This window comes from Bradyrhizobium sp. A5 (assembly GCF_042076515.1).
GTDB classification, from domain to species: Bacteria; Pseudomonadota; Alphaproteobacteria; order Rhizobiales; family Xanthobacteraceae; genus Bradyrhizobium; species Bradyrhizobium cosmicum.
This window is the reverse complement of sequence record NZ_CP148990.1, coordinates 1,551,788-1,568,314: the sequence shown is the minus strand read 5'-3', so window position 1 is coordinate 1,568,314 and position 16,527 is coordinate 1,551,788. Positions and strand designations below refer to the sequence as shown.

Below are 16,527 nucleotides of genomic sequence, written 5' to 3'. Positions count from 1 at the left end.
TCACGCCATGAATGTATTGTCTTCCGTCGACACCAAGAAGGCTGAGGCTGCCGAAATCGTGGATGAGCTGTGGTACAAGGACGCCATCATCTACCAGCTCCACGTCAAGGCTTTTGCCGACAGCAACAATGACGGCATCGGCGATTTCGCCGGCCTGACCGAGAAGCTGCCCTATCTGCAGGAACTCGGCGTCACCGCGCTGTGGTTGCTGCCGTTCTATCCCTCGCCCGGCCGTGACGACGGCTACGACATCGGCGACTATGGCTCGATCAATCCCGATTTCGGGACCATGAAGGACTTCAAGCGCTTCATCCAGGAAGCGCAGAAGCGCGGCCTGCGCGTCATCACCGAGCTCGTCGTCAACCACACCTCGGACCAGCACAATTGGTTCAAGCGCGCGCGCCGCAGCCCGGCAGGCTCGAGCGCCCGCAACTGGTATGTCTGGAGCGACACCGACCAGAAATACCAGGGCACGCGGATCATCTTCACCGACACCGAAAAGTCGAACTGGACCTGGGATCACGAGGCCGGCGCGTTCTACTGGCACCGCTTCTTCTCGCATCAGCCGGATCTCAATTTCGACAATCCGCGCGTCGTCAGCGCGCTGATCCAGGTGATGAAGCGCTGGCTGGACGCCGGCGTCGACGGCTTCCGGCTGGACGCCATTCCCTATCTCTGCGAGCGCGAGGGCACCTCGAACGAGAACCTTCCGGAGACGCACGCGATCATCAAGCGGCTGCGCCAGGAACTGGATTCCTACTCGAAGGGCAAGCTGTTGCTGGCCGAGGCCAATCAATGGCCGGAGGACGTGCAGGAATATTTCGGCGGTGGCGACGAGTGCCACATGGCCTATCACTTCCCGCTGATGCCACGCATATACATGGCGATCGCGCAGGAGGACCGTTTCCCGATCACCGACATCCTGCGCCAGACGCCGGACATTCCGGCGAGCTGCCAATGGGCGCTGTTCCTGCGCAACCATGACGAGCTGACGCTGGAGATGGTGACCGACGTCGAGCGCGACTATCTCTGGACCACCTACGCCAACGATCCGCGCGCCCGCATCAATGTCGGCATCCGCCGGCGCCTCGCGCCGTTGATGGACAACGACCGCCGCAAGATCGAGCTGATGAACTCGCTGCTGCTGTCGTTCCCGGGCACGCCGATCATCTATTACGGCGACGAGATCGGCATGGGCGACAACATCTATCTCGGCGACCGCAACGGCGTGCGCACGCCGATGCAGTGGAGCCCGGACCGCAATGGCGGCTTTTCGCGCTGCGACCCGGCCCGCCTCTATGCGCCGCTGATCATGGATCCCGTCTACGGCTATGAATCGGTCAATGTGGAAGCGCAGTCGCGCAGCCTGTCCTCGCTGCTGAGCGCCACCAAGCGGCTGATCTCGGTGCGCAAGTCCACGCTCGCCTTCGGCCGTGGCACCATGACCTTCATTCGCCCCGCCAACCGCTCCGTGCTGGCCTATGTCCGGCAATATCGCGACGAAGTGATCCTCTGCGTCGCCAACCTCTCGCGCGCGGCGCAGGCGACCGAGCTTGACCTGTCGCCGTGGAAGGACCGCATCCCGCAGGAGATGCTCGGCCGCACGCGCTTCCCGCCGATCGGCGAATTGCCCTACATGATCACGCTCGGCCCCTACGGCTTCTACTGGTTCCAGCTCCAAGAGCGCGACAAGTCCGAACCGGTGACGCCGCGCGCGGTGCCGGAATTCGAGACCCTGGTGGTGCCGGTGAATTCGACCTGGGTGTCGCTGGCGCGTGAGCGCGGCGTGTTCGAGCACGAGGTGCTGCCGGGATTCCTGTCGCGGACGCGCTGGTATCCCGAGCACAATCCCAAGCATATCAAGCCAACGCTGCTCTCGGCGGTGCCGTTCTGCGACATCGGCGACAACAGGCCCTGGATCGCGTTCTTCGAGACGGCGCAGCACGACGTCACGACGCGCTACGTGCTGCCGATGCAGATCGAATGGGTGCGCTTCGACCGCGAACGCTTCAACCCGAAGGCGCTCGCCGCCGTGCGCCAGGGCGCGCGCGAGGGCACGCTGCTCGACGTCGCGACCGACCAGATCTTCATCGGCCTGTTCCTCCGCAATCTGTCTCAGAACCTGGTGGTGGAAGAGAACAATCTGCGGCTGGATTTCAAGGCCACCAGCCGGTTCGCCGATTACACCATCAAGGAACCCGAGCGCATCCGCGCGGTCGAGCAGTCGAACAGCACCGCGCTGGTCGACAACCAGTACGTTGCCAAGCTCTATCGCAAGCTCGACAGTGGCATCAGTCCCGAGATCGAGATCGGCCGCTACCTCACCGAGGTCGCCCGCTTTGCCAACACGCCTGCGCTGCTCGGCAGCGTCGAGCTGGTCGACGACGACAGCCGCAGCGCGCTCGGCGTGCTGCATGCCTATGTCGAGAACCAGGGCGACGGCTGGGCCGTCACCGCCGGTTATCTCGACCGCTATGTCGACGAGCAGCGGGTGCTGCCGCCGGGCGAGATGCCGCGCGAGACCCAGGAGCAGGCGCCCTATCTGCACTTCATGGCGCAGATCGGCCGACGGCTTGCCGAGCTGCATGTCGCTCTGGCCGCCGCAAGGCCCGACGATCTCGCGCCGGAGCCGACCGGCTCCGCCCACGTCAGGCGCTGGACCGCGGACCTCAAGGCCCGCGCCGAGCGGGTTTTCGAGCGGCTCGCCGACAGCCGCGCCGCCGGGCACGAGGGCGAGCGGCCGTTGGTCGACCGGCTCGCCGCAATGCGCGCGACGCTGCCGGACCAGCTGAATGCGCTCTTGCCATCGGACATCGGCGGGTTGAACATTCGTCATCATGGCGACTTCCGCCTCGGGCAAACTCTGATCGTGAAGGACGATATCTTCATCATCGACTTCGACGGCGATCCGCGTCTGCCTTTGGCCGACAAGCGGCGCAAGCTGCCTGCCGCGCGCGATGTCGCCGGCCTGATCCGCTCGATTGATCTTTCGGTTAACGCTGCGCTTAACCGTGCGCTCTCGGGCGGCGACGAGCAGGGCCGGCTCGCGGCGGCGCTCGGCGAATGGCGAGAACGCGCCACCGCGACCTTCCTGTCGGCCTATCGCGAGGCCATGACCGACCGGCGGCTGTGGCCGAAAGACCGCCAGTCCGCGGATGGCCTGTTAAGGTTTTTCCTGCTTGATCGAGCCTTCGACGAAGTAGAGTACGAGCTGTCCCACCGGCCGGAGGGGCTCCATGCGCCGCTGACCGACCTGCTTCGCATCCTGTCCCGAGCCGAGAGCGAAGCTCATGCCTAAACTGCCCGCCGAGGCCTACGCGATCATCGAGGGCCGCCACTCCGATCCCTTCCATTATCTCGGGCTGCATCCCGAAGGCGGCACGAGCGTTGTGCGTGCCTTCCTACCGGAGGCATCGAACGTCGAAGCGGTCGGCGAGCATGGCGAGGTTGCGCGGCTCGATCGCGTCCACGACGCCGGCCTGTTCATCGGCGCCCTGCCCAACGGCTCGAAGCGCTACCAGCTCCGCGCCAGGTTCGGCGACAAATTGGTCGAGCTCGAGGACGCCTACCGCTTTCCGCCGATCCTGACCGACTTCGATCTCTATCTGCTCGGCGAAGGCACTCATCAGCGCCTCTATGACAAGCTCGGCGCGCATCCGATGACGCTCGACAGCGTCGAGGGCATCGGCTTCGTGGTGCTGGCACCGAATGCGCGGCGCGTGTCGGTGGTCGGCGATTTCAATTTCTGGGACGCGCGGCGCCATCCGATGCGGGTGCGCGGCAACGGCTATTGGGAATTGTTCATCCCGCACGCCAAGGCCGGCGACCACTACAAGTTCGACATCATCGGGCCGCACGGCCATCAGCTTCCGCAGAAATCCGATCCGATGGCGTTCGCGAGCGAGGTCCGCCCGAAGACGGCCTCCATCGTCTTCGACGAGGCACATCTGCCGCGTCCGCGTCCGTCGCCCGACGGCATCAACGCGCTGTCTGCGCCGATGTCGATCTACGAGGTCCATCTCGGCTCCTGGCGGCGCAAGAACGGCGGCGAATGGCTGACCTATCGCGAACTCGCCGAACAATTGCCGGCCTATGCCCGCGACATGGGGTTCACCCATCTGGAATTCCTGCCCGTCAGCGAGCATCCGTTCGACGGCTCCTGGGGTTATCAGCCGACCGGCCTCTATGCGCCGACCAGTCGCTTCGGCACGCCGGAGGATTTCGCCGCGCTGGTCGATGCCTGCCACCGCGAGGGCGTCGGCGTGCTGCTCGACTGGGTGCCCGGTCACTTCCCGGACGATCCGCACGGGCTCGGCAGCTTTGACGGCACTTCGCTCTACGAGCACGCCAACCCGCTGCAGGGCCGCCATCTCGACTGGGGCACGCTGATCTACAATTACGGCCGCACCGAAGTGACGAACTTCCTGGTGTCGAATGCGCTGTTCTGGCTGGAGCGCTACGCCATCGACGGCCTTCGCGTCGACGCGGTGGCATCCATGCTCTATCTCGACTACAGCCGGCCGCCCGGGGCCTGGATTCCGAACCAGTATGGCGGCCGGGAAAACATCGAGGCGATCGCGTTCCTGCGCCGCGTCAACACCGAGCTGTTTGCGCGCTTCCCGCAGGCGACGACGGCGGCGGAGGAATCCACCGCGTGGCCGCAGGTCTCCCGCCCAGTCGAATTCGGCGGGCTCGGCTTCGGCTACAAGTGGAACATGGGCTGGATGCACGACACGTTGAACTACATCAGCAAGGATCCAATCCACCGCAAGCATCATCACGGCGACATCCTGTTCGGCCTGCACTACGCCTTCTCCGAGAACTTCATCCTGCCGCTGTCGCATGACGAGGTCGTGCACGGCAAACGCTCGATTCTCGGCCGCATGCCCGGCGACGAATGGCAGCGCTTCGCGAATTTGCGCGCCTATTACAGCTTCATGTTCGGCCACCCCGGCAAGAAGCTGTTGTTCATGGGCGCGGAAATCGCGCAGAGCCGCGAATGGAATCACGACCAGTCGCTCGACTGGCACCTGCTCGAATACGAGAACCACTCCGGCATTCAGTCGCTGATCCGCGATCTCAACCGGGTCTATCGCGCCGTGCCGGCGCTGCACCAGATGGATTGCGACCAGGCCGGTTTCGAATGGCTGGTCACGGACGATGCCAACCGCAACGTGTTCGCCTGGCTGCGCAAGGGGATCGACGCGCACGCGCGCTGCCTCGTCATCGTCAACTTCTCGCCCAACGTCTATCGCAACTATAGCATCCCTGTCCCGTTTGCCGGCAGGTGGAAAGAGGTCTTCAATTCGGACTCCGCCCATTATGGCGGCACCAATGTCGGGAACATCGGCGAGGTGCATGCCGTTGATGGCAAGCCGCCCGAGCTTCGCCTCACCATTCCGCCTCTCGCCGCGATCTTCCTCGTTCCGGAAAGCTGACCGATGCGCCTGACTGCCGGATCGCCCGCACGCCTCGGTGCAAGCTGGGACGGACGCGGCACCAATTTCGCGCTGTTCTCCGCGAATGCGCAGAAGGTCGAGCTATGCCTGTTCGACGGCCAGGGCCGGCGCGAGCTCGAGCGCATTGAGCTGCCCGAACGCACCGAGGACGTCTGGCACGGCTATCTCAACGACGTTTCGCCGGGCCAGCTCTACGGCTATCGCGTGCACGGCCCCTACGAGCCCGAGCACGGCCACCGCTTCAACGCCAACAAGCTGCTGCTCGACCCCTATGCCAAGCGGCTTGCGGGCCGGCTGGTCTGGAGCGACGCACATTTCGCTTACCGCACCGGAAGCCCGCGCGAGGATTTGTCGTTCGACCGGCGCGACAACGCGCGCGGCATGCCGAAGGGCGTCGTCGTCGACGAGACTTTCAACTGGGGCCGCCGCGAGATCCGGCCCAATATCCCCTGGGAAGACACCATCATCTACGAGGCCCACGTCAAGGGCCTGACGCAGAAGCGCGACGACGTACCGCCGAATTTGCGCGGCACCTATGGCGGACTGTCGTCGCCGGCGATGATCGAGCATCTGAAGAAGCTCGGCGTCACCACGGTCGAGCTCCTGCCCATCCACGCCTTCGTCGACGATCGCATCCTGGTCGAGAAGAAGCTCGCCAATTACTGGGGCTACAACACGCTGTCTTTTTTCGCGCCCGAGGCGCGTTACGCCCAGGACAATGCGCTCGATTCCTTCCGCACCACGGTCGCGCGCCTGCACGATGCCGGCATCGAGGTGATGCTCGACGTCGTCTACAACCACACCGCCGAGGGCAATCACCTCGGCCCGACGCTGTGCTATCGCGGCATCGACAACGCCTCCTATTACTGGCTCAACCGCGACAACCCGCGCTATTACGACGACTTCACCGGCTGCGGCTCGTCGGTGAACCTCACCCATCCGCGCGTGCTGCAGATGGTGATGGATTCGCTGCGTTACTGGGTCGAGGTCTGCCATGTCGACGGCTTCCGCTTCGACCTCGCCACTACGCTCGCGCGTGGACCGAACGGCTATGATCGCGGCATCTCGTTCCTGACCGCGATCCGGCAGGATCCGGTGCTGGCCACCGTCAAGCTCGTGGCCGAGCCCTGGGATCTCGGCCTCGGCGGCTACCAGGTCGGCGCGTTTCCTTCGCAATGGTCGGAGTGGAACGACCGCTATCGCAGCGCGATGCGCCGCTACTGGAGCGGCGAAGGCAGCCTGATCGGCGATATCTCCAGCCGCATGACGGCATCGTCCGATCTGTTCAACCATGACGGACGGCGGCCGCGCGCCAGCATCAACCACATCACGGTGCACGACGGTTTCACGCTCGCCGATCTCTTCAGCTACAACGAGAAGCACAACGAAGCCAACGGCGAGGACAATCGCGACGGCTCCAGCGACAACCACAGCAACAATTGTGGTGTCGAAGGCCCGACCGACGATCCCCAGATCATCGGGTTGCGCCGGCAGCTTCGCAAGAACGTGCTGGCCTGCCTGATGCTGGCGCAAGGCATTCCGCTGATCCTCGCCGGCGACGAGGTCGGCAATTCGCAATCCGGCAACAACAACGCCTATTGCCAGGACAACGAGGTCGGCTGGGTCGGCTGGGACAATCTCGGCAAGGAAGGCGACGACATGGTCGATTTCGTCACCGGTCTCGCCGACATCCGCCGCCGCTTCTCGCAGCTTCGCAGCCATCGCTGGCTCGACGGCCGCCCCAAGGATGGCATCTCCTACGGTGCGCTGTGGCTGACGCCCGCCGGTGACGAGATGACGGAGAACGATTGGAAATTCCCGGAGGGGCGGTTCCTCTCCTACGTGATGGGGCCGATGGAACCGGGGAGCGCCGCAATCTTTATCGTACTGAACGCCGCCCCTGAAGAGATCGCATTCAAATTGCCGAAACTGACCGAATACAAGAGCTGGCAGCAGATCCTGAACACGACCGATGCCAAGCTGAACAGCGTTGATTTCCTGCCCGGAAGCGACAGCAAGGCGCCGCCGCGTTCCGTGCTCGCTTTCGCGGGGGCGCTATGAGGCCATCCTTCGGGGCGAGGCCAACGAAGGACGGCGTGTCGTTCCGGCTGTGGGCGCCCGGCGCCCGGCGCGTCGATCTGCTGCTCGACAGACGGCACGCGATGCAGCGCCGGCAGGATGGCTGGTATGTCGCCGACATTGCGAACCTGCCGGTCAACAGTCCCTACAAATTCAGGATCGACGACGAGATCGACGTGCCCGATCCGGCATCGGCGTTCCAGCCCGACGACGTGTTCGGTCCGAGCGAGGTGATCGATCACGACGCTTTCGCGTGGCGCGCGAAGGATTGGCGCGGCCGGCCCTGGGAAGAGACGGTGCTGATCGAGACCCATGTCGGCACCTTCACGGCGGAAGGCACCTATCGCGCCATGATCGACAAGCTCGATCATCTCGTCGCAACCGGCATTACCGCGTTGGAATTGATGCCGTTGGCCGATTTCGCCGGCCGCCGCGGCTGGGGCTATGACGGCGTGTTGTGGTATGCGCCCGACAGCGCCTATGGCCGCCCTGAAGACCTGAAGGCGCTGATCGACGAAGCGCATCTGCGCGGGCTGATGGTGTTTCTCGATGTCGTCTACAATCATTTCGGGCCCGAAGGAAATTATCTCGGCCGCTATGCGCCGACCTTCTTCACCGACGCACACACGCCCTGGGGCAGCGCCATCGACTATCGCGTGCCGCAGGTCCGCGCCTTCGCGATCGAGAACGCTCTGTCCTGGCTGACCGACTACCGCTTCGACGGACTGCGGCTGGATGCCGCCAACCACATCCTGGCACTTCCCGGCGAGCAGTCGATGCTGCACGATCTCAGCGCCGCCGTCGGCGAGCTTGCCAAGGCAACGGGACGCCACATCCATCTCGTGCTGGAGAACGGCGACAATCGCGCCGCTCTGCTCGACGCCGCACAGGATCCGCCGAACGGGAAGTACCGAGCGCAGTGGAACGATGACTACCATCACGCCTGGCATGTGATGCTGACCGGCGAGCTCGCCGGCTATTACGCCGACTACCAGACGCCGCGCATGGACCTTGCCCGCGCGCTGGCGTCAGGCTTCGTCTATCAGGGCGAGATCTCGGAATTCTGGGGCAAAAAGCCGCGCGGTGAGGCGAGCGGCGAGCTGCCTCCGGCGACCTTCGTCAACTTCCTGCAAAACCACGACCAGATCGGCAACCGCCCGCTCGGCGACCGGCTCGAAAGCCTGGCATCGCCGCGGCAGATCGAGGCGGCGCTCGCGGTGACGCTGCTTGCGCCGATGGTGCCGATGCTGTTTCAGGGCGAGGAGTGGGGCTCCAAAGCGCCGTTCCCGTTCTTCTGCGATTTCCAGGGCGGCCTTGCCGATGCCGTGCGCAAGGGGCGCAGGCAGGAATATGACTGGGCCTATGAGAAATACGGCGACGAGGTCCCCGACCCGCTCGCCCCCGCGACGCCGCAATCGGCCGTGCTCGACTGGGCCGGCCGTACCCCGGAGCAGGATGCGCGACTCGCGCTGGTGCGTAACCTGCTGGCACTTCGCCGCAAGGAGATCGCACCGCGGCTGAGAGGCGCCACCTTCGGCGACGCCGCGGCGGCGGACAACGGCCTGTTGACCGCGCATTGGCGTATGGCGGACGGCGCGACGCTGCGCCTCGTCGCCAATCTGTCGGACAGCGAGATCACGCATTCGAGCAGCGACGCAGGCACACCGATCTGGGGCGACGCGAGCGGCGACCGGCTTCCGCCGTGGTCGGTGCTCTGGCATCTCGGAGGCTAGCATGCCTTCTGCCATTCCTCTTGCGACCTACCGGCTTCAGCTCACCGCGGATTTCGACTTCGACAAGGCGGCCGCGGTGGTGCCCTATCTGAAAGCGCTCGGGATCACGCATCTCTACACCTCGCCGGTGATGAAGGCCCGCAAGGGTTCGACGCATGGCTACGATACCGTCGATCACAGCCAGCTCAATCCCGAGCTCGGCGGCGAGGCTGGCTTCGCGCGGCTGAGCGACGCGCTGAGGCAGTACGATCTCGGCCTCATCATCGATTTCGTGCCGAACCATGTCGGCGTGCACTTTGCCGACAATCCCTGGTGGCTCGACGTGCTGGAATGGGGCCAAGCCTCGCCGCACGCGGTCTCCTTCGACATCGACTGGGATCTGCTGCCCTACCGCGCCCGCGGCGGCGTGCTGCTGCCGATCCTCGGCGCATCCTATGGCGAGGCGCTGGAGCGCGGCGACATCGAGCTACGTTACGATTCCGGCGAAGGCAGCTTTTCCGCCTGGTATTTCGAGCATCGCCTGCCGATCGCGCCGGAGCGCTATGGCGAATTGCTGCGGATGATCGTGAAGGAAGCGGACGCCGCCGAAACGGAAGCCGGCAAGCACATGCTGTCGCTCGCGGCGCGCTACACGGGGCTGCGCCGGCCCAACCGCAAGGAGGCGCCCGGCTTCAAGGCCGAGCTGAAGGAGATCGCAGGCAGCGCCGACATCATCGCACGGGGCCTCGCCGCCTATCGCGCGGCCAAGGATCGCCCGGCACAGACCTTGACGCTGCATCATCTACTGGAGCGCCAGCACTACAAGCTCGGGCACTGGCGGCTCGCCTCCAGCGACATCAACTATCGCCGCTTCTTCGACGTCAACGGTCTTGCGGGCCTGCGCGTCGAGGACGCAAGCACGTTCGCCGCGACGCACCGGCTGGTGAAGCAGCTCGTCGCCGACGGCAGGCTGCAGGGCATTCGTCTCGACCACATCGACGGCCTGCGCGATCCCGCGCAATATTGCCAGCGGCTGCGCCGTCTGGTGCGCGATGCGCAGGGCAACACCAAGCCGTTCTACACGGTGATCGAAAAAATCCTGTGCGAGCACGAGCGCCTGCCGCACTTCGCCGGCGTGCAAGGCACCACCGGCTACGAGTGGATGAACGACATCACCCAGGTCCTGGTCGACGCCAAGGGGCTGGAGGCGCTGGACGAGACCTGGCGGCAGGTCAGCAACCGTCCGCCACGGCTCGCGCCCTATGTGAAGGACGCCAGGCGCCGCGTGCTGGAGACATTGCTGACCAGCGAATTCACCGTGCTGACGCGCCTGCTTGCGCGCATCGCCAACGGGCACTATTCGACCCGAGACTTCTCCGCCGACAGCCTGCGGCAGGCGCTCGAGCTCTATGTGCTGCATTTCCCGGTCTACCGCACCTACCTGACGCACAGCGACCCGACCGCCCTCGATCGCAAGCTGATCGACGACACCATCGAGCGGGCCCGCGCGGAATGGTTCGCGGCCGACGAGGGCATTTTCGACTTCCTGCGCGACGCCCTGACCATGGACCTGCTCAAGCCCGGCCGCCCCCCGCACAGTGCGCCGCGCGTGCGCCGCTTCGCCCTGAAAGTGCAGCAGTTCACCGGGCCGATGATGGCGAAGTCGCTGGAGGACACTGCATTCTACCAGTTCCACCGGCTGCTCGCGTTGAACGAGGTCGGCGGCGATCCCGCGAGCACCGGTCTCTCCATTCCCGCCTTCCATCAGGCCATGCAGGCCCGCGCCAGGGAGTGGCCTCAAGGGATGACGGCGACCGCGACCCACGACACCAAGCGCGGCGAGGACGCCCGCGCGCGGATCGCGGCGCTCAGCGAGATCCCCGGCGAGTGGACAAGCGCGGTTTCGCGCTGGAAGATGCTGAATGCGCCGCACCTGGCGCTGCACGGCAAGCTGCGCGCACCGTCGGCGACGTTCGAATACATGCTCTACCAGACCCTGCTTGGGGCCTGGCCGCTCGAAGAGCCGGCCGATGCCGGTTTCGTCGAACGCATCCAGGCCTATGCGCTCAAAGCTGCGCGCGAGGGCAAGGAAGAGACGAGCTGGCTCAATCCGCATGAAGCCTATGAGAACGGCGTCAACAGCTTCATCGCGAAGATCCTCGATCCCGCGTTGTCAGGTGAATTCCTTGAATCGCTCCAAACGCTGGCGCGCCGTGTCGCGCTGCTCGGCGCGTTGAACTCGCTGAGCCAGCTCACCCTCAAGGCGACATTGCCGGGCGTTCCCGACTTCTACCAGGGCACCGAATTCTGGGACCTGTCGCTGGTCGACCCGGACAACCGCCGCCCGGTGGACTTCGCCGCGCGGCACGCAGCGCTGCCGCAGGACGCCCCGGATTGGCACGACTTGATCCAGCGTTGGCCGGACGGCCGGCTCAAGCTGGCCTGGACGCGACACCTGCTCAAGCTGCGCAATGAGCTCCCTGATGTCTTCGCCGAGGGCGACTACCAGCCTCTGGAAGTGCGCGGCGCGCACGCCGACCATGTCATTGCCTTTGCCCGCCGCCACGGCCGGACTGCAGCGATCGTCATGGTTGGACGCCAGTTCGCGCCTTTCACGCAAGCGGGCCGGGAATGGCCGGCGCCGGACGTTTTCGACGCAACTGTCGACGTCACCGGTTACACCGCGCGGGGACTTGCGGGCAACGAACTGCCGCTGGCGCAGGCGTTCCGCGAATTTCCTGCCGTTGTCATCGAGGCCCGCGCAGCGAGCGCCGTCAGGCCTGCCCGGCAGCGCCAGCGCGCCTGACGACTACTTTCCGTCGTCCTTGGTCAGCAGCAGTTGACCACGCTTGCGGATGGTGGCCTGCGCCATCTCGGCAAAGCGCTGCAGCAGCCACGGCAACACCACCTGCACCTTGACGTGGTCGTCGGCGACGTCGACCTGACCGGACGCGATCTGGCCCATCGCGCGAATGCGAAAATTCATGGTGTCGCCCGCCCAGCGCTCCTCTTCGACCTGCATCACGGGAATGCTCGCGGCAGCGCGGCCGAGCCCGGTCTTGAGCCGGCGCATCGCCTCGTCGCGGCCAAGGCGATGCGGAATGGAGACGACTAGCGGTGCTGACATGATCCCTGCCTGTATTGACTGAACACTCACCTAGTTATGTCGGCCGCAAAGGCAAAGGTTCCAGGCGCCAAGCGCCTGCGGTCGTGTTTCATAAACGGAACTTTCAAACCTGCGGCAAGTTGCCCTCGGCACAACGGACAGATGTTCCCCTTTCAGGAGAAAGGGGCTGGAGGAGATTCGCATGTCTATCGGTACAATCATTCTGATTATCCTGGTCATCGCCCTGCTCGGCGGCTTCAGCGGCATCGGCGGCGGCCCGTTCTACGGCACCGGCTATTACGGCGGCGGCGGTCTCGGACTGGTCATCGTCATCCTGCTGATCCTGCTGTTGCTCGGACGGATCTAGCGGCGGACGCGTAGGGTGGGTTAGACCTGCACACGCGCGAAGCGCATCTGCAGGGCGTAACCCACCTCTTTAGTTCCCGCGGAGACAGATGGTGGTGGGTTACGCCTTCGGCTAACCCACCCTACTTCTTTTTCCCTGCTAGCTTCTTCATCGCCGCCTTGATCGACGCGGCCGCATCGTCATAGCCATCCCACGCCTTCGCGCGTGCCAGCAAGCCCGGCACGGTCCGCACCGTATAGCGCTTCGGATCGAGATCGCTCTTCACTTGTGCCCAGGTCACCGGCATCGAGACCGTCGCGCCATCGCGGGCACGCGGCGAGAGCGGCGCCACCGCCGTCGACAGCCGATCGTTGCGCAGATAGTCGAGGAAGATCTTCCCGTTGCGCAGCTTCTTGGACATGTTGAGCAGGTAGCGCTCGGGCTCGTCATCCGCCATCCACTGGCAGACACCTTGCGCGAAAGCCTTGGCTTCCTTCCAGCTGACCCTGTCGCGCACGCCGTGGAGCAACGGCACCACCACGTGCAGCCCCTTGCCGCCGGTGGTCTTGCAGAAACTCTCCATCCCCAGCTCGGTCAACCGCTGCCGCATCTGTTTGGCCGCGTCGACGACGCCGGCAAAATCGACGTCCGGCGCTGGATCGAGATCGAACACCAGCCGGCCGGGCGTGTCGTAAGCATTCGGCGCGCAATTCCAGGGATGCAGCTCGAGGCCGCCGATCTGTGCGACCGCCGCAAGCCCCTCGACGCGGTCGATCTGCAAATAGGGCTTGCGATCGCCCGAGACCTTGGCGAGTTCGAGCAGGTTCGAGCTGCCCTGCATGGCATGGCGCTGGAAGAATTTTTCGCCGCCGATGCCGTCCGGCGCGCGCAGGATCGAGCAGGGACGGCCTTTGAGGTGCTCGATCATCCAGTCGCCGACCGCTTCGAAATAGCGGGCGAGATCGAGCTTTGTCACGCCTTCCCCGTCACCGGCGTCCGGCCACAGCTGCTTGTCCGGCCTGGAAATCACGACGCCCATGACCTCGGCGACGCCGGCGTCCTTGCGTTGTCTGGACTTCGCCGAAAAAGGCTTTCGCGCCGAGGGCCTGGCAAGCGCGGTATCGACGGGCGTCTCCGCCTCGACCTCCTCTGCCGGCTTGTCCTGCCGCAGGCCCTTGAACGCGGCCTGGCGGATGTTGCCATCGGCGGTGAAGCCGGCGAACTCGATCTCGGCAACGAGCTCGGGTTTGAGCCAATGCACGTCGCGGGTCTTCTTCGGCGCATTCTTGCCGCCGAACGGGCTCTCGCTCGACGCGGCCTCCTTCAGGAACGGCATGATACGCTTGACCTTGTCGGCGCCAAAGCCGGTGCCGACCATGCCGACAAAGGCGAGGTGATCGCCGCGATGCACGCCGGCCATCAGCGAGCGAAATTTTCCTGCCGTGGTCTTCCAGCCGCCGATCACGACCTCATGTCCGGCGCGGCATTTTGCCTTGGTCCAGCTCTCGGTACGGCCGGAGCGATACGGCGCATCCTGTTTCTTCGAGACGATGCCTTCGAGCTCGAGCTTGCAGGCGGATTGCAGCACCGCCTCGCCACCGCTCTCGAAATGCTCGACATAGCGAATCTGGCTTGCCGTTCTCTTGCCCGCCTCCAGCAATGCTTTGAGACGCTCCTTGCGCTCGCCGAGCGGCAGGCGGCGGCAATCGGCGCCCTCGGCGAACAGAAGGTCGAAAGCGAAGAAGATCAGCTCTTCGGTCTTGCCGTCCGACAGCGCGGCCTGAAGCGAGGAAAAATTCGGTGCGCCGTTATGGTCGAGCGCGACGATCTCGCCGTCGATCATCGCGTCCGGCAACGAGGCGGCTTCCTTCGCGATCGCGGCAAACTTGTCGGTCCAGTCGAGCCCCTTGCGCGTCCTCAGAGTGGTCTTGCCATCCTCGATCCGGAGCTGCACCCGGTACCCGTCGAACTTGATCTCATGGCACCAGCCATCTCCCGACGCCGGACGTTCAACCAACGTGCAGAGCTGCGGCGCGACGAAGTCCGGCATCTCCGAGACCTCTTTGGCCCTCGTCGCAGTCGTCGCTTTTTTCTTCCTGGCGGCCTTGCCTGATTTCAACGTGGTACGCGGCGCAGCCTTGACCGTACGCCCTTTGGTCTCCTCCGCGCGGTTCGACTGCCAGACTGCATCGGCCTTGGTCGTGGCGCCCTTTGCCAGCATGAACGGCTTTGGCGCGCGGCCCTTCCCCTTGGCGATCTCCGCCATCGCGCGGCCCGACGCCACCGACTTGTCCTCGCTGAGAATGTCCTCGCTCTCACTGGCAAATTCGTCGCGGTGCTTGATCAGGAGCCAGTTGGTGCGCTTGCCACCGGTGCGGTCGTTGCGCATCCGAACCAGCACCCAGCTTCCGTGCAACTTCTCGCCGTGCAGCGTGAACTTCAAATCACCCTTCCTGAAGCCGGCTTCCGGATCCTCGGATTCCCAGGTGCCGCGATCCCACAGCATGACCGTGCCGCCGCCGTACTGCCCTTCGGGAATCGTGCCTTCGAAATCGCCATAGTCGAGCGGATGGTCCTCGACCTCCACCGCCAGCCGCTTGTCGTGCGGATCGAGCGAGGGCCCCTTCGTCACCGCCCATGACTTGAAGACGCCGTCGAACTCCAGTCGCAGATCGTAGTGCAGCCGTGTCGCATCGTGTTTCTGGATCACGAATCGCCGTTGTCTGGAAGGCGCCACGGCGGCCTTGCCGGACGGCTCCGGCGTCTTCTCGAAATCCCGCTTCTGTCGGTAGGTGGAGAGTTTTCGCAGCACGATTGGTCCCGCATGTCCTTCGGCGTTCGAGCCTATCACGGCAGACGTTAGCGCCGGAACCAAAACCCCGGAGCCCGGTTGGAGTTCCTGAAAAGCCTTGAAATCACTGGAGAATGAAATGGCCCCCCGTGCCTATTGGAAGGGAACGCTGAAGCTGTCGCTGGTGAGTTGCCCGGTCGTACTCTATCCTGCGACCACGGCGGCCGCCAAGACACGGTTTCACATGATCAACCGCGAGACCGGCAACCGTCTCAAGCAGCAGATGGTTGATTCCGAGACCGGCGACGTCGTCGAGAGCGACCAGAAGGGTCGGGGCTACGAGCTGCGCAAGGGCAAGTATGTCGAGATCGAGCCGGAAGAGCTCGAGGCGGTGCAGATCGAGAGCAACCACACCATCGACATCGAAAGCTTCGTGCCGAGCGAGGAGATCGACCAGCGCTATCTCGACAACCCCTATTACATCGCGCCGGAGGGCAAGGCCGCGATCGACGCCTTTGCCGTGATCCGCGACGCCATGAAGGACCAGGGGCGCGTGGCGCTCGCCAAGATCGTGCTCACCAACCGCGAGCATGTCATGGCGATCGAGCCGCTCGGCAAGGGCCTGCTCGGCACCACGCTGCGCTTTCCCTATGAACTGCGCGACGAAGGCGAGTTTTTCGACGACATCAAGACGCCGAAGATCACCAGGGACATGGTCGAGCTTGCCGGTCACATCCTGCAGACCAAAGCCGCGCATTTCGACCCCGGCAAATTCAAGGACGAGTACGAGACCGCGCTGAAGGCGCTGGTGAAGCGCAAGGCGAGCGGCAAGACCATCGAGCTGCCGGAGCGCGGCGAGAAGCCGAGCAACGTCGTCAGCCTGATGGATGCGCTGAAGCAGAGCCTGAAGGGAGGTGGGGGGAAGAAGACCGCGGCGAAGTCGCATGGGCGCCGTGCCACCGGCGGGCGGCGAGCGGCGAAGAAGACGCAGCGTTCGACAGCGCGGCAGAGGAAGGCGAGCTAGCACGTCATTC

At 64.7% G+C, this 16,527-nt stretch carries 9 protein-coding genes; 7 read left to right on the top strand and 2 right to left on the bottom strand.

Features of this window, described 5'->3' with window-relative positions; translation table 11 throughout:
• The first annotated feature begins 7 nt into the window (after positions 1-7).
• From treS to treY, 5 genes are read left to right on the top strand one after another with little or no spacing between them, the layout of a single operon-like run.
• A complete protein-coding gene (gene treS, locus WHZ77_RS07360) occupies positions 8-3,298 on the top strand; it encodes a maltose alpha-D-glucosyltransferase (protein WP_375313069.1) in 3,291 nt (1,096 codons plus the stop codon).
• The gene (gene glgB, locus WHZ77_RS07355; RefSeq protein ID WP_375313068.1) at positions 3,291-5,438 is read left to right on the top strand and encodes a 1,4-alpha-glucan branching protein GlgB; all 2,148 of its coding nucleotides are present in this window, start codon (positions 3,291-3,293) and stop codon (positions 5,436-5,438) included. The genes treS and glgB overlap by 8 nt, the downstream gene beginning before the upstream one ends.
• A 3-nt stretch (positions 5,439-5,441) precedes the next feature.
• Positions 5,442-7,520 carry a glycogen debranching protein GlgX gene (gene glgX, locus WHZ77_RS07350; RefSeq protein WP_375313067.1) on the top strand — a complete coding sequence of 693 codons (2,079 nt, stop codon included), beginning with the start codon at positions 5,442-5,444 and terminating at the stop codon, positions 7,518-7,520.
• On the top strand, positions 7,517-9,271 hold the full coding sequence (gene treZ, locus WHZ77_RS07345; protein WP_375313066.1) for a malto-oligosyltrehalose trehalohydrolase: 1,755 nt from the start codon (positions 7,517-7,519) through the stop codon (positions 9,269-9,271). The genes glgX and treZ overlap by 4 nt, the downstream gene beginning before the upstream one ends.
• Position 9,272: 1 nt before the next feature.
• On the top strand, positions 9,273-12,056 hold the full coding sequence (gene treY / locus WHZ77_RS07340; protein WP_375313065.1) for a malto-oligosyltrehalose synthase: 2,784 nt from the start codon (positions 9,273-9,275) through the stop codon (positions 12,054-12,056).
• A gap of 3 nt (positions 12,057-12,059) precedes the next feature.
• Here treY and WHZ77_RS07335 read toward each other — a convergent pair whose 3' ends face one another.
• On the bottom strand, positions 12,060-12,377 hold the full coding sequence (locus tag WHZ77_RS07335) for a polyhydroxyalkanoic acid system family protein (RefSeq protein ID WP_375313064.1): 318 nt from the start codon (positions 12,375-12,377) through the stop codon (positions 12,060-12,062).
• Between the two features lie 181 nt (positions 12,378-12,558).
• Between WHZ77_RS07335 and WHZ77_RS07330 the strand changes: the two genes are divergently transcribed.
• Positions 12,559-12,723: a DUF3309 family protein gene (locus WHZ77_RS07330; protein ID WP_007595743.1), complete on the top strand. Its 165-nt coding sequence runs from the start codon at positions 12,559-12,561 to the stop codon at positions 12,721-12,723.
• Between the two features lie 121 nt (positions 12,724-12,844).
• Here WHZ77_RS07330 and ligD read toward each other — a convergent pair whose 3' ends face one another.
• Positions 12,845-15,514 (bottom strand): DNA ligase D, encoded by a 2,670-nt coding sequence (gene ligD, locus WHZ77_RS07325; protein WP_375313063.1) that lies wholly within the window; start codon positions 15,512-15,514, stop codon positions 12,845-12,847.
• Positions 15,515-15,632: 118 nt separating this feature from the next.
• Here ligD and WHZ77_RS07320 point away from each other — a divergent pair, with 118 nt between their 5' ends.
• Positions 15,633-16,517 (top strand): Ku protein, encoded by an 885-nt coding sequence (locus WHZ77_RS07320; RefSeq protein ID WP_375313062.1) that lies wholly within the window; start codon positions 15,633-15,635, stop codon positions 16,515-16,517.
• Positions 16,518-16,527: the final 10 nt, after the last annotated feature.

Coding starts and splice junctions, on each gene's coding strand:
- treS (WP_375313069.1), top strand. CDS start 8: ATGAATGTATTGTCTTCCGTCGACACCAAGAAGGCTGAGGCTGCCGAA.
- glgB (WP_375313068.1), top strand. CDS start 3,291: ATGCCTAAACTGCCCGCCGAGGCCTACGCGATCATCGAGGGCCGCCAC.
- glgX (WP_375313067.1), top strand. CDS start 5,442: ATGCGCCTGACTGCCGGATCGCCCGCACGCCTCGGTGCAAGCTGGGAC.
- treZ (WP_375313066.1), top strand. CDS start 7,517: ATGAGGCCATCCTTCGGGGCGAGGCCAACGAAGGACGGCGTGTCGTTC.
- treY (WP_375313065.1), top strand. CDS start 9,273: ATGCCTTCTGCCATTCCTCTTGCGACCTACCGGCTTCAGCTCACCGCG.
- WHZ77_RS07335 (WP_375313064.1), bottom strand. CDS start 12,377: ATGTCAGCACCGCTAGTCGTCTCCATTCCGCATCGCCTTGGCCGCGAC.
- WHZ77_RS07330 (WP_007595743.1), top strand. CDS start 12,559: ATGTCTATCGGTACAATCATTCTGATTATCCTGGTCATCGCCCTGCTC.
- WHZ77_RS07320 (WP_375313062.1), top strand. CDS start 15,633: ATGGCCCCCCGTGCCTATTGGAAGGGAACGCTGAAGCTGTCGCTGGTG.